This is a genomic window from Vibrio sp. 1078-1, from assembly GCF_033340475.1.
Genome location: NZ_JAWOWM010000003.1, coordinates 568,919 through 592,693 on the forward strand (window position 1 = coordinate 568,919; position 23,775 = coordinate 592,693).

General features: G+C 45.1%; 17 protein-coding genes. 10 read left to right on the top strand and 7 right to left on the bottom strand.

Annotated elements, in window-relative coordinates; all coding sequences use genetic code 11:
• Positions 1-8: 8 nt before the first annotated feature.
• A complete protein-coding gene (locus tag R7190_RS09635; protein ID WP_186585528.1) occupies positions 9-2,132 on the bottom strand; it encodes a TRAP transporter permease in 2,124 nt (707 codons plus the stop codon).
• A gap of 88 nt (positions 2,133-2,220) precedes the next feature.
• Positions 2,221-3,231 carry a TAXI family TRAP transporter solute-binding subunit gene (locus tag R7190_RS09640; protein ID WP_005374185.1) on the bottom strand — a complete coding sequence of 337 codons (1,011 nt, stop codon included), beginning with the start codon at positions 3,229-3,231 and terminating at the stop codon, positions 2,221-2,223.
• 836 nt (positions 3,232-4,067) lie between these two features.
• On the opposite strand from R7190_RS09640, the gene brnQ reads away from it, so the two are divergent.
• On the top strand, positions 4,068-5,378 hold the full coding sequence (brnQ, locus tag R7190_RS09645) for a branched-chain amino acid transport system II carrier protein (RefSeq protein ID WP_186585529.1): 1,311 nt from the start codon (positions 4,068-4,070) through the stop codon (positions 5,376-5,378).
• Positions 5,379-5,481: 103 nt separating this feature from the next.
• Positions 5,482-6,690 carry a GGDEF domain-containing protein gene (locus tag R7190_RS09650; RefSeq protein WP_005374203.1) on the top strand — a complete coding sequence of 403 codons (1,209 nt, stop codon included), beginning with the start codon at positions 5,482-5,484 and terminating at the stop codon, positions 6,688-6,690.
• A 43-nt stretch (positions 6,691-6,733) separates the two neighbouring features.
• Here R7190_RS09650 and R7190_RS09655 read toward each other — a convergent pair whose 3' ends face one another.
• On the bottom strand, positions 6,734-8,083 hold the full coding sequence (locus R7190_RS09655; protein ID WP_186585530.1) for a sigma-54-dependent transcriptional regulator: 1,350 nt from the start codon (positions 8,081-8,083) through the stop codon (positions 6,734-6,736).
• A 171-nt stretch (positions 8,084-8,254) separates the two neighbouring features.
• Between R7190_RS09655 and R7190_RS09660 the strand changes: the two genes are divergently transcribed.
• The gene (locus R7190_RS09660; RefSeq protein ID WP_186585532.1) at positions 8,255-10,315 is read left to right on the top strand and encodes a sensor histidine kinase; all 2,061 of its coding nucleotides are present in this window, start codon (positions 8,255-8,257) and stop codon (positions 10,313-10,315) included.
• A 148-nt stretch (positions 10,316-10,463) separates the two neighbouring features.
• The gene (locus tag R7190_RS09665; RefSeq protein WP_186585534.1) at positions 10,464-11,855 is read left to right on the top strand and encodes a glycoside hydrolase family 1 protein; all 1,392 of its coding nucleotides are present in this window, start codon (positions 10,464-10,466) and stop codon (positions 11,853-11,855) included.
• Between the two features lie 99 nt (positions 11,856-11,954).
• On the opposite strand, the gene R7190_RS09670 is transcribed toward R7190_RS09665, so the two are convergent.
• Entirely contained in the window at positions 11,955-13,991 is a 2,037-nt protein-coding gene (locus tag R7190_RS09670) for a PhoX family protein (protein ID WP_186585536.1), read from the bottom strand.
• 267 nt (positions 13,992-14,258) lie between these two features.
• On the opposite strand from R7190_RS09670, the gene R7190_RS09675 reads away from it, so the two are divergent.
• Positions 14,259-14,597 carry a YggL family protein gene (locus R7190_RS09675; protein WP_005374208.1) on the top strand — a complete coding sequence of 113 codons (339 nt, stop codon included), beginning with the start codon at positions 14,259-14,261 and terminating at the stop codon, positions 14,595-14,597.
• A 1,331-nt stretch (positions 14,598-15,928) separates the two neighbouring features.
• A complete protein-coding gene (locus tag R7190_RS09680; protein ID WP_005384184.1) occupies positions 15,929-16,828 on the top strand; it encodes a LysR family transcriptional regulator in 900 nt (299 codons plus the stop codon).
• On the opposite strand, the gene R7190_RS09685 is transcribed toward R7190_RS09680, so the two are convergent.
• Both R7190_RS09685 and R7190_RS09690 read right to left on the bottom strand, forming a co-directional pair.
• Entirely contained in the window at positions 16,796-17,140 is a 345-nt protein-coding gene (locus R7190_RS09685) for a DUF5329 family protein (protein WP_025768060.1), read from the bottom strand. The two genes, R7190_RS09680 and R7190_RS09685, sit on opposite strands and share 33 nt — an antisense overlap.
• Positions 17,141-17,235: 95 nt before the next feature.
• On the bottom strand, positions 17,236-18,249 hold the full coding sequence (locus R7190_RS09690; protein WP_186585616.1) for an MBL fold metallo-hydrolase: 1,014 nt from the start codon (positions 18,247-18,249) through the stop codon (positions 17,236-17,238).
• 155 nt (positions 18,250-18,404) lie between these two features.
• Between R7190_RS09690 and R7190_RS09695 the strand changes: the two genes are divergently transcribed.
• The 3 genes from R7190_RS09695 (at position 18,405) to R7190_RS09705 (ending at position 20,748) form a co-directional block, all read left to right on the top strand.
• Positions 18,405-19,019 carry a TetR/AcrR family transcriptional regulator gene (locus tag R7190_RS09695; RefSeq protein WP_025768062.1) on the top strand — a complete coding sequence of 205 codons (615 nt, stop codon included), beginning with the start codon at positions 18,405-18,407 and terminating at the stop codon, positions 19,017-19,019.
• A 329-nt stretch (positions 19,020-19,348) separates the two neighbouring features.
• Positions 19,349-20,254, top strand: a complete 906-nt coding sequence (gene rimK / locus R7190_RS09700) for a 30S ribosomal protein S6--L-glutamate ligase (RefSeq protein ID WP_005374224.1) — start codon at positions 19,349-19,351, stop codon at positions 20,252-20,254.
• A 65-nt stretch (positions 20,255-20,319) separates the two neighbouring features.
• Entirely contained in the window at positions 20,320-20,748 is a 429-nt protein-coding gene (locus tag R7190_RS09705) for an ATP-dependent zinc protease (protein WP_005384193.1), read from the top strand.
• Positions 20,749-20,814: 66 nt separating this feature from the next.
• Here the strand turns inward: R7190_RS09705 and R7190_RS09710 are convergent, their stop codons facing one another.
• On the bottom strand, positions 20,815-21,540 hold the full coding sequence (locus R7190_RS09710; protein WP_033906547.1) for an MBL fold metallo-hydrolase: 726 nt from the start codon (positions 21,538-21,540) through the stop codon (positions 20,815-20,817).
• A gap of 323 nt (positions 21,541-21,863) precedes the next feature.
• Here R7190_RS09710 and speA point away from each other — a divergent pair, with 323 nt between their 5' ends.
• The gene (speA, locus tag R7190_RS09715) at positions 21,864-23,774 is read left to right on the top strand and encodes an arginine decarboxylase (RefSeq protein WP_064369690.1); all 1,911 of its coding nucleotides are present in this window, start codon (positions 21,864-21,866) and stop codon (positions 23,772-23,774) included.
• Position 23,775: the final 1 nt, after the last annotated feature.

The following is a 23,775-nucleotide window of genomic DNA, read 5'->3' on the forward strand; positions in this document are numbered from 1 at the left end:
ACGACCTCTTATAAAACCGATAGTTGAGATTGTTGCAATTTGAACTTGCGACCACTGTAAATGAACACCGCGACAAATACCGCACAGCTTGCCACACGAACCAACATTGGGATGTCGTGCCAAACCAGCAATGTACCCACCAGTACCAACAAGAGACGCGTCAGAATGTTTAGAGGACCTTCCAAGTAGCCTTCAATCGCACCAATCAATGCATAGGTTCCGATGATGGCGAAGAAGCCCACGGTAATTACCGACGTTACATCCCAACTTACTAAGCCTGTGTAAGCAATCAGCAGCGGTACAAGATACAAACCTTTAGCGATTTTCCATGCCATCAAACCGGTACGCATTGGCGGTGTTTTAGCGATGGTTGCCGCAGCAAAGGCGGTCAAACACACTGGAGGCGTTACGTTGCTGTCTTGCGATAACCAGAAGATGATGAGGTGAGCAGCCAGCAATGCCAAGCCTACCGCTTCCATACCCAAACTTTGCTCTAGTAGGGTTTCCATAAAGTCAGCAGGTACTAGCGCCACCATTTCTTTCGCGGTTTCCAACGCCATTGGCGCATTAAGCAGTTCCAGCTTTTCTGGCGCCGCCAACATAAAGATGGCTTTTGCTTGTTCAGGCAATTGACCCGATACCATCAATTCAAGCAATTGGTTTTCTGCAATCAACTTGTAAAGCGCAGGGGCAGACAGTGTTCCCAATACAATATACGCCGCTGTTACAGGTAAACCCATACCCAAAACAAGAGAAGCGAGTGCAATCAGAACGATCATGATGAACAAGTCGCCATTCGCCCAACCGTCGATCATCAGTGAGAACGTGTTGCCGATACCCGTTGTGCTGATCACATTGATCACCAGACCAATACCCACCAGCAATACGGCAGTTGTCGCCATGTTTTTCGCGCCTTGCGAAAGTGCTTCGATGATCGCTTTTGGTCCCATCTTGTGATCTTTCGAGAACCAAGACGCCACCACTACTGAAATGATCGATAAGCCAGCAGCGTAAGTTGGCGTAAAGCCTTGAACCAACAAAGTAACCAATACCACCAGTGGGATAAGGTTGTGCCAACCGCTGATCAACACTTTCAATAGAGATTCATCGCTGGTCGTGATTTTTTGAACACCGCTGCGTTTGGCTTCTATACGCACAAAGAACGCAACAGACAAGAAATAGATAAGAGCAGGAATGAAAGAAACTGCGATGATATCGACATAAGGAATTTGCGTGTAAGACGCCATGATGAAAGCACCCGCGCCCATCACTGGTGGCATCAACTGACCACCTGTCGACGCCGCAGCTTCAACCCCCGCTGCAAAGCGCGAAGGGAAACCCGCTTTTTGCATCAAAGGAATACTGATAACACCGGTGGAAACCGTATTTGCCACACTTGAGCCCGATACTGAGCCCATCAATCCCGAACCAATCACCGCAATAAAACCGGGACCACCGATGATTTTGCCTGCCGCAGCTCGTGCCACATTGATGATGTAATCACCTACACCAGAACGAACGAGAAACGCACCAAACAGAATGAACATGAATACGAATGTCCAACTGATGCGCGAAATAGAGCCAAACATACCCTCAGAAGAATAGAAACTGCGGTAGAGCAAGGTTTCCATGCTCAAACCCGGGAAATGGAAAATGCCTGTTGCCCACTTACCCCAAAGCACAACGTAACTCAGACACACCACAATCAGCACTGGAATAAACCAGCCCATGGTGCGTCGGATAAGCTCAATCACAATCAGGATTGCCATGATGGCGAAGACCCAATCGCTGGTCACGAACTTCACGCCACGTTCGTAGAGCGCATCTTCGGCATAGGGAATGTAGAGCAAACACGCGACCGCACCCATAGCAATTAACACATCGATACCGAGTGCAATCTTACTCTGCTTGAGAGAGATATGAGCCGGATACCAAAGCGCACAAATCACCGCAAAGCCAGCAAAGTGGGTAGCGGATATCCATAACTCTGGTAACGTCGATAAGGTGTTAAACCAAATGTGCAAAGCAGACAACACAACGCCAAACACTGTAATTGTGGTGGTTACCCACGGAAAATCAGTGCGCGTGGGCAGCTCAAACTTCTGCAATTCCTTTTCTATTGAGTCGCTCATCTCATACTCCAAGCTCTGGCGGCTTTTTCCATCTTAGAAATCGGTAGGGATAAAATGCCCCGAGCCGAAACTCGGGGCCAAGTTAGCGTTATTTCGCCATTAGATCTGATGGGATTTCGATGCCCATTTCTTTGTAGTAACGTGCCGCACCTGGGTGAAGAGGCACTGGCAAGCCAGCGATCGCTTTCTCAATCGCCATTGCTTTGGTTGCTTTGTGGATTCCTTGTAGGAAAGGCAGGTTCTCGTAGATCGCTTTGGTTAGCTGGTAAACGTCTTCTTCCGAGATATCTTCACGAACTGCCAAGAAGTTTGGCTGTGCAATGGTGGTAATCGGCTTATCTAGACCCGGGTACGTGTTCGCTGGGATCTCGTACTTCGTCCATAGGTTGTAATTGCCGTTCGCCTCTTTGATTTGTTCGTCAGTAAACGAAAGAATCGAAATGTCTTTACCCAGCGCAGCAAAAGCTTGAGTAACCGCACCAACAGGTACACCTGCAGGCGTGTTCATACCGTCAATGGTGCCGTTTTGAAGTGCGCTCGCACTACCGCCGTAGCCCATGTAAGCAAGATTGAATTTATCAGGGTCGACCTTCAGGCCTTTCATGATTTGGCGACCAGAGTTTTCAGTACCTGAGTTCTTCTTACCGATAGAGAACTTCTTGCCATCTAGGTTGTTCAGGTCAGTCACTGTGCCCGTTTTTGCTAGGTCAGAGCGAACAATAAAGTGCTCAACGTTTTGCCACAGCATAGAGACTGAACGCAGCTGCTCTTGGCGACCGCTTTTCTCATAAGGACCTTCGCCAGACCAAGCCCATGCACCGTAAAGGCCTTGTAGAATCGCGAACTGTGCTTCGTTTTCGTTCAGCAGTTTGACGTTTTCACCAGAGCCCGCAGAGCTGATTGCAGAAAGGGAGAAGTGGTGCTTTGGTGCCAATTTCACTTTGCTTAACGTCGCCAACGCTACGCCCACAGGGTAGTAAGTACCACCTGTCGATGCCGTTGCAAGAATGTAGCTACGATCTTCTGCCGCAGCGTTAGCAGCAATACCAAAAGAAGTCACAGCGACAGCCAAAGCTTTTACCAGCTTATTCATTTTCATTATTACTCTCCGTGTAGTCGTTTCACGATTGGGGATTTACATCATGTTAAACCTTTATTAACAACACATTCCCTAGAGCAATTGAAATGCCAACTTTTAAACCTTTGTATTTATTGAACTAAGAGCTGAAATACATCAAAAATGAGCAAGATTCTGCTGATTTGATAGCAAAGCAATGAGCAAGATCTTGCCTATCTAAGATGAGAAGGTTGTACGCCTAGATCGCAAAAGGTTAATAAAATGTGATCAAGACAAAATAAATGCACGATTCACTAATAAGCAATATTTTGCCGATGCAATTTTGGATTGAACTGCAACTAATGAGCATCTTAACAATAAGAAGAAAAAGCGTATCATTCTAAACTGCTCACTTTATCAGCTAAGGTTTATAGCCTAAACGACTTCAAATAGCACAAAAATACAGCAAAGCAAGCCATGTTACAGAAATGAAAAGTCATTTATTCTGATTTTCAATTTAAAAAGCAGCTCGATCCACCAGTTCAGAAACAAACATTGACCGTATCAACTTATTTTCTACTTCGGGGTTGTACCAATAGCCCTATGTTCGTTAGTGTAACAACACACCAAGGCAAACGTATTCCTTGGTATTTTTTCGTCATTAAGGATTACCCATGTCAGCAACTGCGCAATCACAATTCGCTTTAAAACGCCCATCTGGCGTTGCTGCTGCGATCCTCCTGCTCTCTCTGAAACTGATTCAGAGCTGACAGGCTATATCTAAACTTTCTGTCAGCTTGAGAAGAAGCTGACGGGAACACCACATACTCCTTCCATTCCTTTCAGTTTCTTCCAAGCGAAACATAAGAGGAATAACAATGTTAAGCGCACGTAATATCGCCGCTTTGGGCTTCATGACTTTCGCCATGTACTTAGGCGCGGGTAACCTGATCTTCCCTCCATTTTTGGGTTACCAAGCAGGTGAAAACTTTCTGAGCGGGATGTCTGGCTTCCTCTTGACGGGTGTAGGTCTGCCTGCGATGGCACTGGTGATGGTGGCTATCGTAAACGGTTCAGACAAATTAACCGCCGCCCTACCTAAACCTTTGGCGACCAGTTTTTGGGTGATGGTATTTATTGTGATTGGCCCTGCGTTCGTGATCCCACGTGCAATTACCGTGGCTTACCAATTTAGCTTTGCGCCAATGTTTGGTGATGCAGCTTTGGTGCCTTTCACTATTGCCTTCTGTGCTATCACCATTCTATTTGCCCTATATCCGGGTAAATTGGTCGACAACCTAGGCAAGATCTTAACGCCTGCCTTGATGGCAATCTTGATCATCATGTCTGTGACGGCTTTGGTTTCTCCTGCAGGTGAGCTAACTGCCGCAACGGGACCATACCTATCTGGTGCATTTGCTGAAGGCTTGACCCAAGGCTACATGACCATGGATGCGCTAGGTTCTATCGGTTTTGGTTGGATCATCTTCCGTGCGATTCGCAGCATGGGTGTAGATTGCCCGAAAGCGACCGCAAAATACACGCTAATTGCAGCTTTGATGTACGCGGTTGCCATGGCATTTGTTTACATCTCATTGGCTTACATTGGTTCGACAAGCTCATACTTGGGTTCTGAGTTCAGCAATGGTGGCGACATTTTAACGGCATTCACCTTCAGCCACTTCGGCGCATTTGGCTCACTATTACTAGGTGCCGTGATGGTATTGGCGTGTTTGACTACTGCTATCGGCGTAACCACAGCAGGCAGTGAGTTTTACGACAACACTTTCAGCAAAGTGAACTACAAAGGCTGCGTTATCACGACCATGGTATTGGCTGGTTTGATCGCCAACGTAGGTCTAGAGCAACTATTGGCTATCACATTACCAGCGGTTGTGGCGCTTCACCCAGTAGCGATTGCATTGATGATCATGGCACCAGTGCGCGACAAGATGTCGCAAATCATGGTCGTCGCAACCGCGTTCACTGCTCTAATGTTTGGTTGTGTTGATGCGCTGCACATCCTAGGTTACATGCCAAGTTCCACTGATGAGTGGATGGGTAATTACATGCCTCTGTACAATGACTTTGCTAGCTGGATTGTGCCTAGCGTATTTATGATGATTGTTGGTCTGCTGTTTACGACGAAAACCAACCAAACCGAACAATTCGAGCTGGTGAATGAATAGCCGTTTAACATAAGACATCGCTCAATAAGTGCGTTACTATGTAGCTCGCTTATTGATATCAGGCAAAGGAGTTGCCTGAATGAAAGATTGATATGGGTCGCCTATGGATAATCAGTATCTAGACATCAGAACACTGAACTTTATCGTTATTCTGTTCTCTTGCATTTACTCTATTAGTCTGCTTTGTTATCAATACACTCAGGGTAGAGTCAAAGGCTTAAAAACCTTCTCGATATCACTACTGTTTATTGGTTTAGGCCCTTTTTTACTTGGCTTTAGAGGCTCTGCGCCAGACTGGCTGACCATCGTCATAGCCAACACTCTCATATTAGTCGGCTTCTTGCTTACGCTATATAGCGTAAGCATTTTTCGTCAATATCCTTTAAAATTGGCTCACTGTCTTACCTTGTTAACACCTGTTTTCAGTGGTTCATTTTACTATTTCACCTTCCATGACCCTTCTATCAAAAGCCGCATTATTTATCTGAGCATGTATATTTGTATCGTCACCTTCTTTAGTGGTGTCGCCATGCTTAAAGGTACCCAAAAGGACTTAAAGCTCCCTGTTAAAGCAATGGCTTACTCTTTCTTTGGATTTAGTTTTTTTATGGGATTTAGGGCGCTTTGGAGTACTTTTTCAGGTGAGTTACCAAGTTTTATGGTCGCAGGCCTTATCCATCAGCTGACTTTCTTATTTAGCATCTGCCTGATCGTTGCTTTGAGCTTTAGTATGCTGTGGTTAATTAACGGACGCTTGGTGCAATCCATAAATGATCTCTCTCATTTAGATGCACTCACAGGGCTATATAATCGTCGAGCCATGGAAGAAATCGTTCCAAACTTGGTTAGTAAAGCACATAAAAAAAGCCAAGCAATCAGCATTATTATGACTGATGTCGACAAGTTCAAAGCGATTAATGATCACTATGGTCACACGGTTGGCGACTCCGTCATGGCAACGATCTCCACTATTTTTAAAAAGCATCTTCCTGAGTCAGCCTGCATTGTGCGATTTGGTGGTGACGAGTTCATGATTGTTTTGCTCGAAAAAGCACAACAAGCCAAAATTGTCGCAGAGCAAATTCGCCTTGCGGTCGAAACTGAAACCGCTTTGCAATCATTTAAAACTGAAGTGACCATGAGCTTTGGTATCAGTCAGTTATCTGAGGGGCAATCACTTCAAGAGGCGCTTGCTGAAGCAGACGAAGCGCTATATAGCTCTAAACATACTGGAAGGAACCTCGTTACCTTGTTTGGAGAAGGTAAAGACCTAAATTATAAGTTTGTCCCAGCTCCTGCCAAAAGCGCATAACATGTTTGTTATGCCAATGATTTTACATTAGCTAGAAATCGTACTAAGTATAGTCGGAGCGATTCAAACCAAACTTCTGCATCTTTTGGTTAAGGGTTCGACGTGGTAAATCCAACTCCTGCATCACCTCATTGATGCGTCCATGATGCCTGACTAAAGAATCATGTAGCACCTTACGTTCAAAGTTATGTAGCTGAATCGCCAACGGCACGCCCGCATGCGTCTCTTCAGTTGTTGAGGATGGTCGACTGGAGAGAATTTCCATCACGGAGACGGTTTCATCCAATGCAAAACGCATCGCGACATTCCTTAGCTCACGCACGTTACCGGGCCAAGCGTAAGCAAGAATGGCTTTTCTATCAGCTTCACTCAGTGGACGACTCTCAGGGTTACTTTTCAGAGCAAAGTGTTCAAACAAGATCAACGCGTCTTCTTCTCGCTCACGTAGCGGTGGCAAATAGATCTGCGCCACATTAAGACGATAGTACAAATCCTGACGAAACTCGTCATGATCATTGAGATCTTCTTTCGCGGCGGCGATCACTCTCAAATCAACCGAGATCTGCTGATTACCCCCAACGCGCTCAACCGTATGTTCCTGCAATGAACGCAACACTTTCACCTGCATAGACAGCGGCATACTCTCGATTTCATCAAAGAATAAAGTGCCTTTATCCGCGTATTCCAACTTACCAATGCGCTTTTTACCCGCTCCGGTAAATGCCCCTGCTTCATGCCCAAACAGCTCACTTTCAAACAGGTTCTCAGGAATAGCGCCACAGTTGATTGGCACAAAATGATAGGATCTGCGTTGGCTTTCATTATGCAAACTGGTCGCCACCAGCTCTTTACCACAACCTGTTTCGCCGTAAATGATCACGTTAGTATCAATGCGTGCTAACTTGGCTACTTGTTCTCTAAGCTGTTGCATCACTCGGCTTCGGCCAATCAGCATTTCTTCTAAGCCGCTAACGCTAGATAGATACTCTTGGCGATCTTGAGTAGACGTTTGTGCGCGATAGCTCTCGACCGCTTCGGTTACTCGTTGGGATAAACGCTCAGGTTGGAAAGGTTTCTCAATAAAATCGAACGCACCGTTTTGTAACGCCCCTACTGCCATATCGACGTCACCATGTCCGGTGATCAAGATAACTGGCGTTGGGATGTGATTAGCAATCAGGCTTTCTAGTATCGACAAGCCGTCGGTGTCCGGCAGGCGAACATCACTGACAATCGCATCAAATTCTTGGCTAAGAATGGCCGCTTTCCCCTCTTCTCCTAAACTGAATGCGGTCACGTCGAACCCCGCCAGTTGCAGCCACTGACTGGTAGCCTGACGAACAATGTCATCGTCTTCGATAAGTGCAATTTTAGGGGTGTCGTCAAAAGCCATGAGTTACTACCGTAGGTGGAATAGAAATCGCTCTTTGCTAACGGTAGCAAAAACCACTGAGGAGAAAAGGAGCTAGATCTCACTTCTTGCTTACAAGTCTTTAACATCCAACCAGTTAGGCGCACTCTTTAATGACTCTCGGTGAGAACGCATTAGCTGAACGGAGTCAGTATGCAGCGCAAAAGGAATGGCAAAACGTGGCTTGTGGTCGTAATTGCAGCAGTGCTGATGTTGTCTTGTTATAGCGCCAGCAGAGAGGTTGCTCGTCAATGGTTGAGCGTACAAACTCAAACCGAAGCTCAACAAAAACTGCTCGACTATATCGGTGAAGTTCGCCGTGCACTCAAACGTTTCTACCACTTACCTTACCTCGTCACCAATAACCCAGAAACCATCGCTTTTGTGAAAGGGAATCTGACTTATTACGAACCGTTGCAAACCCAACTGACTCAACTAGATAAAGCCGCCAATACGGAAGGTTGGCTAATCCTGTCTAACTCTGGCGAAGTATTGGTCTCAAGTTTGATCGAAGAGCGCTTTAGCCTGTCTGACCGAAAAGCCATTGTGGAACAAATTCACAACCAAGGCGGCGGTGTTTCCTTGGTGAACAAAACCAAAGGTTCGAGCCCATTGTATTATCTTGCAGCCCCTATCTACGATGGTCTGGATATCGCTGGCATTGTGGTGGTGCAAATCAACCTTAGCCTATTGACCGAACAGACCATTACTAGCCAAGACATCATTACGTTGCAGAACCGTCAGCAACGCTTTTTCCTATCGAGCAGCTCGCTCTATAACGCAGACTGGTTTAACGAACCAAGCAACACCGTTCAGTTAGAAACGCAGCGCTTATACGACAACACCAATATCAGTGTGTGGACGCTCAACCAACAGCGTTATTTTGCACACACCGTTAAATTAGATGATTTGAATTGGTACGTCAGCTACCTCACCCCTTCTAAGCCGATTCAACAAACCATCAATGTGATTGGTTGGAGCGTAGCAGCGCTGCTCTTATTGGTTGTATTGCTCGTCATCATTGGCTTACAACGACGACAAAAGCACATCAATCAACAACGAATTCAAGCTCTGTTGGAAGAGTCCCAACGCCGCTTGAAACAGATGATCAATAAGACCCACGTTGGTTTGCTATTGATTGATGAACAAGGTCAACTGTTCGATCTCAACCCAATGGCGAAACGTTTGTTCTGTTTACCAGAAAGCGTCAATCGACACGCTTTTGCTTGGGAGTTATTCGATGCAGGCAATCCTAATTCCACCACACTTAAGTTGCTCAAGGACTTACCTAAACATAAAGAGCTCGCAGAGATCAGTACGGTCGAAACCATTGCCAGACGCAGTGACGGTAGCGTCTTCCCTGTCTTGTTCTCACTGACCAGTTTCCCTTGGCATGGCGAGCAGTATTTCCTTGCGACGATCATCGACATCAGCAAGCGGAAAAAAGCCGAGCAATCACTGCAACAGGTCAACCAAGAACTGGCGCAGCGAGTAGAAGAGCGAACTCAAGCACTAAAAGAGGCGCAAAGCCAGTTGATTGAATCGAGCAAAATGGCCGCCTTAGGTCGCATGTCGAGCGCGATTACTCATGAGCTCAATCAGCCACTGACAGGCTTGCGTACCCTGCTCACAACAAATGAACTGTTAGCAGAACGTGGCGAAACCGAGATGATGAAAGCCAACAACGTATTGGTGCAGAAGCTGATTGATCGCATGGCAAGCATGACCAGCCAGTTAAAGACGTTCGCCTATAACAAACCAGAAAGCCTACAAGCAATTTCTCTTACCTCCGCACTCGAAGAGACCTTGCGCGTCTATCAATCCCAATTAGATAAGGTGGATGTGCGTGTTCGGGTTCCTCATGACTTACCTAACATCATGGGTGAAGAACAACGACTGCTTCAGGTGCTCGGTAATCTTGTCTCGAATGCGCTAGACGCAATGAACAACACCACCAACCCGCAGCTCAACTTGATCGTCAATCCAACTGTTAATCAGGTCGAACTGATCGTCAGTGACAATGGCTGCGGCGTGTCGAATGAGATGCTTGAATCCATGTTCGAGCCCTTCCAAACCTCAAAGAAAATTGGTGAAGGATTGGGGCTGGGTTTAGCGATTACGGCCAACAATATGCGTGATATGAACGGACAAATTACCGTGCATAAGAATGAACAAAATGGGCTGACTTTCACTCTATTGTTCAAATCAGCCTAGGTTGATATTGATTACAAAATCATCATTAGAACTAAGCATCCCCGCTGTTTGAGAAAAATACGATCTCGATACAAGTATCGAGGTGTCTCCTACACTATTCTCAAGCAATAAATCCACAAACATTTCCTAAATATAAAGAGTGAGAAACATGATTAAGTTTCCTGAACATTTTCTTTGGGGTGGTGCCATTGCTGCAAACCAAGTAGAAGGGGCGTACAACCTTGGGGGTAAAGGGTTATCGACATCAGACATGCTGCCAAACGGTATTTTGAGTCCGCATCAAACCCGTGAAGAACGTACACCGGGTATCAAAGACGTGGCGATCGACTTCTACAATCGCTACCCAGAAGACATCGCGCTGTTCAAAGAGATGGGCTTTAACTGTCTGCGTCTCTCTTTGGCATGGAGCCGCATCTTCCCTAACGGGGACGAACTAGAACCTAACGAAGAAGGTTTGGCGTTCTACGATAAAATTTTTGACGAACTTGCCGAGCATAACATCCAACCTTTCGTAACTTTATCTCACTACGAAATGCCTTACGCACTGGTTGAAAACTATGGCGGTTGGGGCGATCGTCGCGTCATCGAATTCTTCGAACGTTATGCCCGCACCGTGCTGGAACGCTACAAAGACAAAGTGAAGCTGTGGTTAACGTTCAACGAAATCAACATGTCTCTACACGCACCATTTACTGGTGTTGGTTTGCAAGAAGACGCCAGTGAACAAGAGATTTACCAAGCGATTCACCACCAACTAGTCGCCAACGCAAAAGCGGTAAAACTGTGTCAGCAAATCGTACCCAACGGCAAGATTGGTAACATGCTGCTTGGCGCAATCAACTACCCATACACCTGTAACCCTGATGACGTGCTTGCTGCCATGCATGAAAACAACAAGTGGTTGTTCTTCGGTGATGTACAAACACGTGGTCAGTACCCAGGCTACATGAAGCGTTACTTCCGTGAAAACGGCATCGAAATTCAGATGGAAGCAGGCGACTTAGAAGAAATTGCGTCTGCGAGTGTCGATTTCATCTCATTCAGCTACTACGCAAGTGGCTGTGCAAGTGCGGATCCGAAACAGAAAGAAGTAGGTAACATCGTCGATAGCGTACCAAACCCATACCTTGAAAAGAGCCAATGGGGCTGGCTGATCGATCCAAAAGGTCTTCGCGTTCTGCTTAATTTCCTACACGATCGCTACCAAAAGCCACTGTTCGTCGTAGAAAATGGCTTAGGCGCGCGTGATGAAATCGACGAAAACGGTGAGATTCAAGATGATTACCGCATCGCTTACTTGAACGACCATCTTGTACAAGCACATGAAGCAATTTTGGATGGCGTTGAGCTGATGGGCTTCACCAGTTGGGGACCAATCGATTTGGTCGCGAACTCAACTGCTGAAATGAGCAAACGTTACGGCTTTATCTATGTCGATCGTCATGATGATGGGCAAGGAACGCTAGAACGTAAACGCAAGAAAAGCTTTTTCTGGTATCAAGACGTGATTCGTACTTCAGGCGGTTCATTGAAAAGCTAAACCTGTTGTCTAGGTATAAAGTGCAACTAGGCATTCGCCTAAACCATCAAGCCCTGCAATTGCAGGGCTTGAATTTTAAGGTGTTTATTCATTTAGAGATTAAACTGCAATCTCTCCACCGTCTTCACGTCGAATAACCACTGTCGCCGCTCGTGGGCGCACAGAAACACCAGCAGGCGTTTCTTCGGCTGCATCTTCACTGTATGGCCAGTTACCTGGGTGCTGAATATTCACAAACAATGATTTGTAATCAGGGCTGATGGTAAAGCCTGTTACTTCACAACCATTTGGTCCGACAAAGAAGCGTTTCAATTCAGCTTGATTATCCGCACCAATCACAGCTTGATCACCATTCTCATCTGTTAGCTTAGATGGCACAACAGCCAACATTTGATCATTGGTGTAAGACGTGACTTCATCTGCGCCGTTATCAGTCTGAATCCACAAAATACCACGGCCATCAAACGCTAATCCGTCTGGGCTCGCAAACTGGTTTAACTCATTCAAGCCAGAACGGTTGGTATCTGCATCACCATTTGCTGGCGAACCAAACACAAAGATATCCCAAGTAAAGTCAGTTGCTGAAGCACCTTCATCCCAACGAATAACATGACCAAACTTATTATTCAAACGTGGATTCGCAGGATTGGTTTCATCTGTACGGCGCGTATTGTTCGTCAATGTTAAATATAATGAACCCGTGAATGGATCAACCGTACACCACTCTGGTCGATCCATTGGTGTTGCCCCAACTAAATCCGCCGCACCCGCAGTATTGATGATAATTTCAGCCAGTGAATCAAAGTGATCCGCTAACGTACCACCAGCGGTTGTTACGCTATCAAGCGTTAATGGTAACCAAGTACCTGTGCTGTCTTCATTGAAGCGCGCCACATACAGTGTGCCTTCGTCCATGTACTTGTCACCCATCGCCAAGCGGTTATCAGGGTTAGCATCTGCTGGATCCCACACTGCCGCAGATTCAAATTTGTATAGGTATTCAAAGCGAGAATCGTGACCAGAATAAAATACCACTGGTTTGCCTTCTTCAAGCTTACCGAAAGTACAGCCCTCGTGACGGAAACGACCTAGCGCAGTACGTTTCTTCGCACGTGAGTTTTGCGTGTAAGGGTCAATCTCGACAATGTAACCGTGACCATTGGCTTCATTACGGTAATCATCCATCGCACTTGCTCCTGTTGGAGCCACATTAAAGCGAGAGAACTCATCAAGACGCTCTTCTGCATTTCCTGCTAATGTCTCCCACAAGTAGCGTGTGCTTTGGTCATCGACACCAATGCGATCTTGCTCTTCTGTACGAGTCCCGGCATTAACAAAGTAACCTGGCCAGTTCTCTTCACACGTTAAGTACGTGCCCCACGGCGTGTAGCCGTTGCCACAGTTGTTTAACGTACCACGCGCTTGGCTGCCATCTGGCGAGAAACGAGTGACAGTTAAAGATGTGTGGGCCACCGGGCCAGACAAATCCATGACTGTCGCACCAGTATAACGACGGTTTAGTGGATCGGTATCAACCAACTTCCACATGTTGTCTTCCAGTTGAATGCGAACCACTGATACACCGTGCGCGTTAATCTCTTTGCGCACTTCATCTACAATGGTACGTACGCCATTTTCAACCGTCGGACCGTTTGGATGCAGTGCTGATGTGTCGATGTACTCGTGGTTAATACATAACAAGCCATCTGTAGTGCTATCGTTCAATGGGAAAAAATGCATGCCGTCATGGTGCATGCCTAGCGCATTTAACTGATCGGTACTGGTGTTGGTACCATCTTTTTGCCATGCGCTGCCTTGTGCATTAAGTGGTGTTCCCCAAGGTACTAGTACTTGTGCGGTGTAACCTTGTGGAATTGAAACTGCGTCAGTGAGTGAGCCAGGGATAGATTCAAAGTTAAGAACGGCTTTAGATGCGCCCGAACCACTGCTTACTGTACTCCCTGAGTCAGACGAGTTACAACCAGCCAATCCGAAAGCACCAAACGCTGTCATCGCACTGATACCTAAACCACCTTTCAGAATGCTGCGTCGAGATAGGCTCGCTTCTAATACTTCTTCAAATGGTTTGTTTTCACTTTGGTTATAACGCGTCGCGTCAAAGGTTTCCTTGCTCATTTTTACTTTCCCGATCTTATAGTTTAATTAATAAATAAGTGATTAGTTGAACGGCAAGAAGTTTGGATAAGAAAAATGACAAAAGTGCTTAAAACATATGAAACTTGTGTTTCAACAATACTGCAAACTAAACCAACACAGCTAACGAAGCAATTAAATTCTGGTCACATAATCACCAACTGTATCGCTTCATTCTGATTTTACTTGGGCTAAAGTGTGATAGAAGGTATAAGGTGTACGAAATCAAATCATCTACGAGAGATAATCATGAAATTAGACAAGATCGATAACAAGAGCCGTCGTATCCGTAAAAAGCTGTTCTTAGGTGAGTTCGCAATCCTAGGTTTCGAGATCAGCTGTGAAACAGACATTAACGACTTCGACCGTTACGATGCATTCGTTGATGACTTTATCGACTACATTGACGAGCTTGGTCTTTGCTTCGGTGGCGGTGGTCTAGAACTGTTTGAAGGCTTCCTATGTTCTACTGACCGTTACGGCAGTGCGACTGAAGAACAGAAAGCGCAAGTTATCAAATGGTTAGAAGCACGCCCAGAAGTGAAAAGCGCGCAAGCGGGCGAACTAGTTGACGCCAACTACCTGTAACTAAAGGGCAACCTGTAATACGCAGAGCTCAATAAATGGTAGAGAAAGCTGGTCTTAAGACTGGCTTTTTTATTTTTTGAAGAATGTGATATTAAAATTGGGTGCTTGGGAAGTTGCGCGGAGTGATTGTGGCATTTTTGAGCTGGCAATCAACGGGAAACTGCGTTCCACAGCCAGCTCGTGCCTTTAGGTATAATTAACTATGATTTTTTAGCTGGGGCGTCTTTCGTGTCTTTCCAGTATTGAATACGCACACGATGTAGCTGAGCTCTTCTAGTCTTTTTCATAGTAAAGTCCCTCATCTTATATAAGTAACGCTCCTCATGGAGCTTATTGTCTAAGGTCGTATCCCCTTCAATCTATAAGGGAATCAATCATTTAACCGTGACCAATTTCACAACATAATGATAATTACCGATATCTTGCAGCCTGTTTTTACTGGCAAACGGCATATTATCTATCTGACACAGTTAACTTACTCACCAGATATGACAGAAAAATGGCAATCAAGTTCCCTACTTATACTGTCATTGAATCTTAATAAGGATTAACAAGGTGGGCATTTCAGATTTACCATACTGTTTATAAAAACCGCAAGAATTTTTATTTCTTTTCAAACAAATCTCTACTCAAGATCAATTCACTTTCATCTTTATCGTCTCCCTTTTAACGCATTGTGATCCAGTTCAATCCACAGAACTCGGAACAAAAAGCGCACATTAATACATTCACCACCAAACTTGTGCGAGATCTCTTACAAGAGTTGTAAGCAAATAGATTAATCACCTCTAAGAGCAATGCCAGAAAAAAACATTAAATATATGATTTAAAAGTAATATTTAAATTCACTTAAAATAATAAGTAAAAATAATTTAGAAAAGTTAATTGAGTCAAATCAGCAAAACATCAATACTCAACTTGTCGACAGGATGTTGGCGGGAACAGGAAAAAAGCCTAAAGGATTGGGTATCTTCAGGATGAAGATTTGATAGCTTAGGATGAGTTGTCAGCAAGGAAGTAGTTAAGCTCTAGGATAGAGTTCGCCCGTCAGGATGATAGGCAAGAATGGACACCGCTAGGAAGGCGATGAACAAGGAACTCGGTTAAAGGACTTAGCCACAATCAAGGATAGATGCAGGGAGCACCTATTAGTAGCTGGATTGCTGCGAAAAAGAATAAGCCCCGTCTGGGAAACCAGGCGGGGTTTTATTTTGTCTGTAATGTATTGATAGCGATTCATCTTTATCGTTTAAGTCTTCTCTGTTTTCATAAAACACCGTGCTATCATTTTCTTTACGTCTCCCAACGAAGCTCTCAGAAAATCACACACTATGCTTAATCCTGTTTGGTTACATACATTTAAGACATTGATTGAAGTCGGTCATTTTACGCAAACTGCAGAAAAACTTTTTATGACTCAGCCAGGCGTCAGCCAACACATCAAAAAATTAGAGCAAAGTTGTCAGCATGCCTTGATCAAGCGCGAAAACAAAAGCTTCGAATTAACCGAACAAGGCAGGATTGTCTACGCATATGCGCTCGAGTTAGAAGATAGAGAGAAGAAGCTGCTCGAAGAGCTCAGTTTTGATGATGCGTTTTCAGGCCACTGTAAACTGGCTTGTTCTGGTGCAATGGCGTTAATGTTGTATGGGCCCATTTTGGAGAAGCAAAAACAGCACCCGAGCTTATCGTTACATTTAGAAGCCGCGCCAAATCAATCTATTCTCAACGCCATAACGCAAGGGCACATCGATATTGGTATCGTGACTGATGTTCCCAACAAAGGTCTGTTTCACAGTGAGCGAATTGGTAAAGAGAGGTTGTGCTTGGTTCTGCCAAAGCATTATCAAAATAAGCAGATAACGCCACAACTCTTGCATGACTGTGGTGTCATTAGCCACCCTGATGCTGAGCATTACATGACGCTGTTTTTTGACCAGTGTGAAGAACCACAGCTCCAAGAAATTAAGATGAGCGATTTACCATTATCCGGCTACGTAAATCAATTGAGCCAAATTTTGCTACCTGTCAGCAAAGGACTTGGCTTCACCGTGCTGCCTCAAAGTGCGGTCGACAATTTTCCGCTAAAAGACACGTTACACATTGCTCAATTGAAAAACACTGTATGTGAAGAGCTATTTCTAGTTCGTAAGCGCAGTCGTGCTCTACCTCTGCGATATCAGACCATCAAAGAAGTGTTATTGGATGTGATCGGTGGTGCGCATCAATGATGTTAGCCACTCTTCGCTGGTAATGCGTTTGTCTTGGCAATCCACCCAATATGGTTTGCCAGATAACCAGCTCTTTGACGCGACCTCTTTTATAAACACATCCACGGAATCAACGTCATCTTTGGCGTAATCCCATTTATTGCGCATGTGTTCTGCCGCTTCTTGATTAGTGTACGCCTTGCCGTTGCGGATAAAGGTGCAAGAGGATTGCTCAACTCGTTTTATCAACGTCGAAATATCTTGCTCTACCCCTGCTAGTGCAAAGGTAGGCAGAATGCTTAATGTAAGTAACAACGTCCACTTTGCTTTCATCGCACCTTTATCCTTATCCCTGACCACATAACTACTAATAGTAACTACTGATAAGTGACTTAACTATTCTGGTGTTTGACTGTTTAGCTCAGCAATTATTGCCACCATGCCTGAGCAGGCTGAGGCTCCGCAATCGCCAAGCGTTGACCAATCTCAGGGCTCACTAACGTTACACCGCGCTCTTCACTAATATCTAACGCGCGTTGCATTGGCTCATTCCAATCGTGCATTGATAAATCAAACGTGCTGTTATGGATCGGCATCATCACTTTGCCCTGCACATCGATGTGTGCTTGAACGCTTTGCTCTGGGAACATGTGAATGTCTGACCAGAGTTCATTGTACGCACCTGTTTCAATCATGGTGAAGTCAAACGGACCGTACTTTTCGCCAATCTCTTTAAAGCCATTGAAGTAACCAGAGTCACCACTAAAGAACACTTTGTGTTGTTGTGCATTGATAACCCAACTGCCCCACAGAGTCGTATCGCGGTCTGTCAAACCTCGACCAGAGAAATGCTGAGTCGGAGTTAGTGTATATTCAATGCCGTCAACAGAGTGTGACTCCCACCAGTCTAGTTCGATCACTTTCTCTTTGGGTACACCCCAATTCACCAGTAATTGGCCAACTTTTAACGGCACCAAGAAAGTGCCCACCTTGTCGCCTAGCACTTTAATAGAAGCTTTATCTAGGTGATCGTAATGGTCATGACTGATCACCACCACATCGATAGTTGGCAAATCTTCTATCGTGATGGGAGTTTTGTGAAAACGTTTTGGCCCAGCCCATTTCACAGGAGACGCGCGATCACTGAATACAGGGTCGGTCATCACCAGTTTTCCATCGAGCTTCATTAATACGCTTGAGTGACCCAGACGATAGATGACGTCATCTTGCTCTTCTAACAGTTGCCGCGCTGTGATCGCATGCACTGGAATTTCAATCGTTGGTGTTGGGTTAAGGCGCCCAGTCGTAAAATACGCTTTCATGATTTCGAACATGTCGCCCAAACCGCTTTTGTATTCCAACTCTGTATTTGCAAATTTGTCCGGGTATGTTGGCGCTTTTTCAGTATCAACATTAGAACAAGAAATCATGGATGTACCCATCGCGAACGCTCCTACTGTGGCTAGCAAAGTTTTTTTCATAAAAAGTTAACCCGAACAAAAGTAAACTACACAGTGCAGTTTACATTCTAATTATCAAAAGTAAACTACTTAGTGTAAAATAGATCAAGAAATGATCTTCTTAAATTAGCAAGCTTATGAATGTAAAAAGAAAAAGTCGTAGCGAAACCAAAAGAGAAGCCATCTTATGCGCGGCAAGGCAAGCGTTCCAAGAGTTTGGGGTGCAAAACACCAGCATGGATAAGCTCTCTGCAATCGCACAAGTCTCTAAGCGCACGGTCTATAATCACTTCCCTTCTAAGGAAGCGATCGTGACGGAGTTGCTGACTGAGCTTTGGCGTTCGTCAATGATGGAAAGCGACATTAAACGCTTGGCCACTCTGCCACTCAAAGATCAATTGATTGAATTACTCTACAGCGAGATCATTGTGGTAACGGAACCAAACTATATTGAGCTGGCAAAAGTGGCATTTGGGCACTTCTTATTTAAGCCGGAAGATCTCAAAGAACAAGCAGAACAAATGTCGAAACAGGAAACCGCCCTATACCGCTGGCTTACTGAGAAATCGAACAGTGGCGCTTTGCAAATTGATGATGTACATATAGCAAGCACTCAATTGCACAACTTACTTAAAGGCAGTGCATTCTGGCCGCAGTTAATGGGAATTCGCCCCTCTTTGTCGAATGAAGAATCTAGGCTGTTAGCTACCCAAACGGCGGAACTTTTTTTAAGTCACTATCAAAACAGCTAAAAACAGCGGTCAAATTGGCCGCTTTTTTAAGCGATAATTCGTGACAAAGCGATGAAATTTTTGCTCAATTTTATTTATCTCACCCTTGACAGTCTCATACCGCAAGGCGTGAGCGTTCGATAAAATATTTTTGTCGTGTCGACGATGCTTTTTCGTTTTCATCTCACAAAAAAACGCCCTAAGGTGCGCACCTCTGACGACGTGGTTGTTCAACCACAATTCTAAATCGTTGAAGTAAGTAGGTTATGTCATAACATGATCACCTGCCTACTGCATTCTATGCTCTATACTTATATTTTAATTTGGTACTGACTTACTAAGGAATTGCCATGCGTATTGCTATTCTCTCTCGTAATGAGAATTTATATTCAACCATGCGCCTAAAACAGGCGGGTGAAGAACGTGGGCATCAAATCGATGTGATCGACACGCTTCACTGTTATATGGACATTACGAGCAACAACCCTAAGATCCGCTACAAGGGTGAAGAATTACCGCAATACGATGCTGTTATTCCACGTATTGGGGCATCTATTACGTTTTACGGCACTGCTGTTGTACGTCAGTTTGAAATGATGGGTACATTTTGTGTCAACGAATCTGTCGCGATCAGCCGCTCTCGTGACAAGTTGCGCTCATTACAACTGCTATCACGTAAAGGCATCGGTTTGCCACGCACTGGCTTTGCTCACCATCCTGACAACATTCAGGACGTGATCAAAAACGTTGGTGGCGCACCTCTAGTGATTAAATTGCTAGAAGGCACTCAAGGCATTGGTGTTGTACTTGCTGAAACAAATAAAGCGGCAGAAAGCGTGATTGAAGCTTTCATGGGTTTGAAAGCTAACATCATGGTGCAAGAATTTATCGAAGAAGCAAAAGGCGCGGACATCCGTTGTTTTGTTGTCGGTAATAAGGTGATTGCCGCAATGAAGCGCCAAGCAAAAGAAGGCGAGTTCCGTTCTAACCTTCACCGTGGTGGCTCTGCACAACTCGTGCGTTTGAGCAAAGAAGAGCGTGCGACCGCTGTAAATGCAGCGAAAGTGATGGGCTTGAACCTTTGTGGTGTGGATATCCTTCAATCTAAAAATGGCCCAGTGGTAATGGAAGTGAACTCTTCCCCTGGTCTAGAAGGCATCGAACTAGCAACTGGTAAAAACATTGCAGGTATGATCTTCGATTTTATCGAGAAAAACGCTAAGCCAAATTCAAACCGTACTCGCGGTAAAGGTTGATTTTTGTTTAACGCACAAGAGAGCCAAAAACCGGCTCTCTTGTTACTCGTCGCTAGGATGACACTATGAATCAGAAAATGATCATTGGGAATGCCGAAGCTATTTGCTTGCCAGAGTTAGGGATTACTCACCTTGAAGCGCGTATTGATACAGGCGCTCAAACCTCTTCATTACATGTAGACAATATTGATTGCTTTGAAAAAGATGGTCAGTCTTATGTTGCATTCGATCTGCACCCAGATGTATACCATTTAGAACAAGTGGTTCGCTGCACAGCGAAACTAAAAGCAAACCGTAAGGTTAAATCTTCTAACGGTACTTTTGAGCACCGCTGCGTGATCACGACGATGCTGCGTATGGGCGACCAACAATGGCCAATCGACATTACGTTGACTAACCGTGAAAAAATGACTTACATGATGTTGTTAGGTCGTCAAGGCATGGCAGACAAAGTGCTCGTTGATCCTAGCCAATCTCACTTATTGGCATCTTAACCCCGTAGCTTCAGATGAGTGATCGAACGTTTTTGTTGAGCATCACTCGTCTGGCTTTATCTTCGCCTACTTCCTACGAAATAACGCAAACAACAATCCCTTCGCTTTAACTTTTGTCACTCGCCAGTGCGTCATTGGCTTAGTCGGCGCTGTATTCAAAATGTGCTGATACGCTTTTTCATCCAAAGTCACCTCTCCCCCATGTGCCAGAAGCAAACATTGCGGATTCATCTCAAACACACGCTTTAATGATTGCCGATATTGATTCGGATGAAATATGGGAAACGGCGCAATCAGATGCTTTTTCACCTGCACCATTAAATCCGCCACATACAGCACATCTTGTTCAGAATGATAAACCGACAGATCTCGATCAGTATGCCCTAGCGTTTCTAGCACCTGCCAATCATCAAATCCAGGAATAAACTCTCCATCAATAAGTTCAATATCTGGCTTTAACTTGCGGGAATACCACAGGTTTTGCTTTGGTTTACGCATCCGATTCGCCATCCAGCGTGCTAACATTAAATCGGTCAAATGCATTAGCCAACCGTCTACACCGCTATACCACTGGCTCTCTCGCTTTGCGGCCAATAGCTTACATCCTGTTAAATCACGTAGTTTGTGCGCACCACCAGCATGGTCTGGATGCATGTGGGTCACAACAACCAACTTTAGGTCAGAAAAAGGACGATGGAGTTGATGTTCAATAAAGTCTTTAAGATGAGGGATGTCTGCTCGACTGGCACCATCAAGCAACAATAATTTATCGGAATATTCGGCGAGATACATGGTCTGAATGTACCCCTGAATTCTGTGCAGCTGCAAAGTATGTCCTTATTTTAGTGAGATGCTTCATGACCGAATCCTTACTGGTCAGACCAACTATAACAGCAGAATGGACGCTTCGGTAAACAAATATTCACACGTAGCGACGACAACAAATCATAATCGAGATGATAGATTTTAATCATTAGACTCAAGGGCCCTTTTATCCGTTAATGCGCGCACACGGAGTTCGTGTCAGGGTATGAGGTAAATACCTCATGATTTGCTTTTTTGTACTTTTCCTTCTAATTAATTAAGGAGTTAAGTACATTTTTGTGAGAATCGAGTTGGAAAAAGCAACTAAATTAGACCGCATCCGCGCGGACTACAACGTTCACTACTGGAGCCAAGGTTTCTACGGCATTGATGACCAAGGCGAAGTATATGTATCACCACGTAGTGATCGTGCACATCAAATCCCTTTCAGCGCTATTGTAAATGAGCTAGAAGCGAAGCAGTTAAATCTGCCTGTATTAGTACGCTTCCCGCAAATCGTGCACCAACGTGTGCATGGTATTTGCCACGCATTCAACCAAGCAATTGAAGAATACCAATATCCAAACAAATACTTGTTGGTGTACCCAATTAAAGTAAACCAACAACGTGAAGTGGTGGATGAAATTCTAGCGAGCCAAGCTCAACTAGAAACCAAGCAGCTTGGTCTTGAAGCGGGTAGCAAGCCAGAGTTGTTGGCGGTACTTGCATTGGCTCAACAAGGTAGCTCCGTGATCGTGTGTAATGGCTACAAAGACCGTGAGTATGTGCGTCTTGCACTGATCGGTGAAAAGCTGGGTCACAAGGTATTCATCGTACTAGAGAAGCTTTCTGAGCTGGATCTGGTACTAGAAGAAGCGAAAAGTTTGGGTGTAAAACCGCGCCTTGGTTTACGCATTCGCCTCGCCTCTCAAGGCGCAGGGAAATGGCAAGCAAGTGGCGGTGAAAAATCGAAGTTTGGTTTATCAGCATCGCAAGTGCTTAGCGTTATTGAACGTCTTAAACGCGAAGGCAACCTAGACGCGATGCAACTGGTTCACTTCCACCTTGGTTCACAGATGGCAAACATCCGTGATGTACGCAATGGTGTGAACGAGTCTGCACGTTTCTACTGCGAACTACGCGCACTCGGTGCAAACATCGAGTACTTCGATGTGGGCGGCGGCTTGGCAGTGGATTATGACGGCACACGCAGCCAATCATCGAATTCGATGAACTACGGCCTTGCAGAATACGCACGTAATATCGTGAACACAGTGGGCGATGTGTGTCTGCAATACGAACAACCAATGCCAGTGATCATTTCGGAATCGGGTCGCTCGCTAACAGCGCACCACGCTGTATTGATTTCTAACGTAATTGGTACCGAGTCGTACCTACCGGAAGAAGTACATGAGCTTGATGATGACGCTCCGCTTTTGCTACAAAACATGTGGCGAAACTGGGAAAACTTACAAGATGGTACAGACGCTCGTGCGTTAATTGAGATTTACAATGATACCCAAAGTGATTTGGCAGAAGTGCACTCTCAATTTGCTACAGGCGTGCTTAACTTGGAACAACGTGCGTGGGCAGAACAATTGTCACTACGCATTTACTTCGAATTAAGCCGAAAGATGAGCACTAAGAATCGCTTCCACCGTCCGATTCTGGACGAGTTGAGCGAACGTCTTGCAGATAAGTTCTTCGTGAACTTCTCTCTCTTCCAATCTCTACCAGATGCTTGGGGTATTGATCAGGTGTTCCCTGTTCTGCCACTTTCTGGTCTTGGCGAGGCGGAAGAGCGTCGTGCAGTGATGTTGGACATCACATGTGACTCTGATGGCGCGATCGATCACTACGTTGATGGTCAAGGCATCGAGAGCACGCTACCTGTACCAGCTTGGAGCAAAGACAAACCGTACCTAATGGGCTTTTTCCTAGTAGGCGCATACCAAGAAATCCTTGGTGACATGCACAACCTATTTGGTGATACCCACAGTGCTGTAGTCAATGTTGATGAACGTGGTCAATTTGAGATCAGTTACATCAACGAAGGTGATAGTGTAGAAGACATGATGCGCTACGTTCATATCGACGTGGATGCGATTCGTGACAATTATAAACAATTGGTTTCACAGCGAGTTGAAGCCAATGAACAAGCACAAATCCTAGCAGAACTAGAACAAGGTCTAGCAGGATACACCTATTTAGAGGACTTCTGAT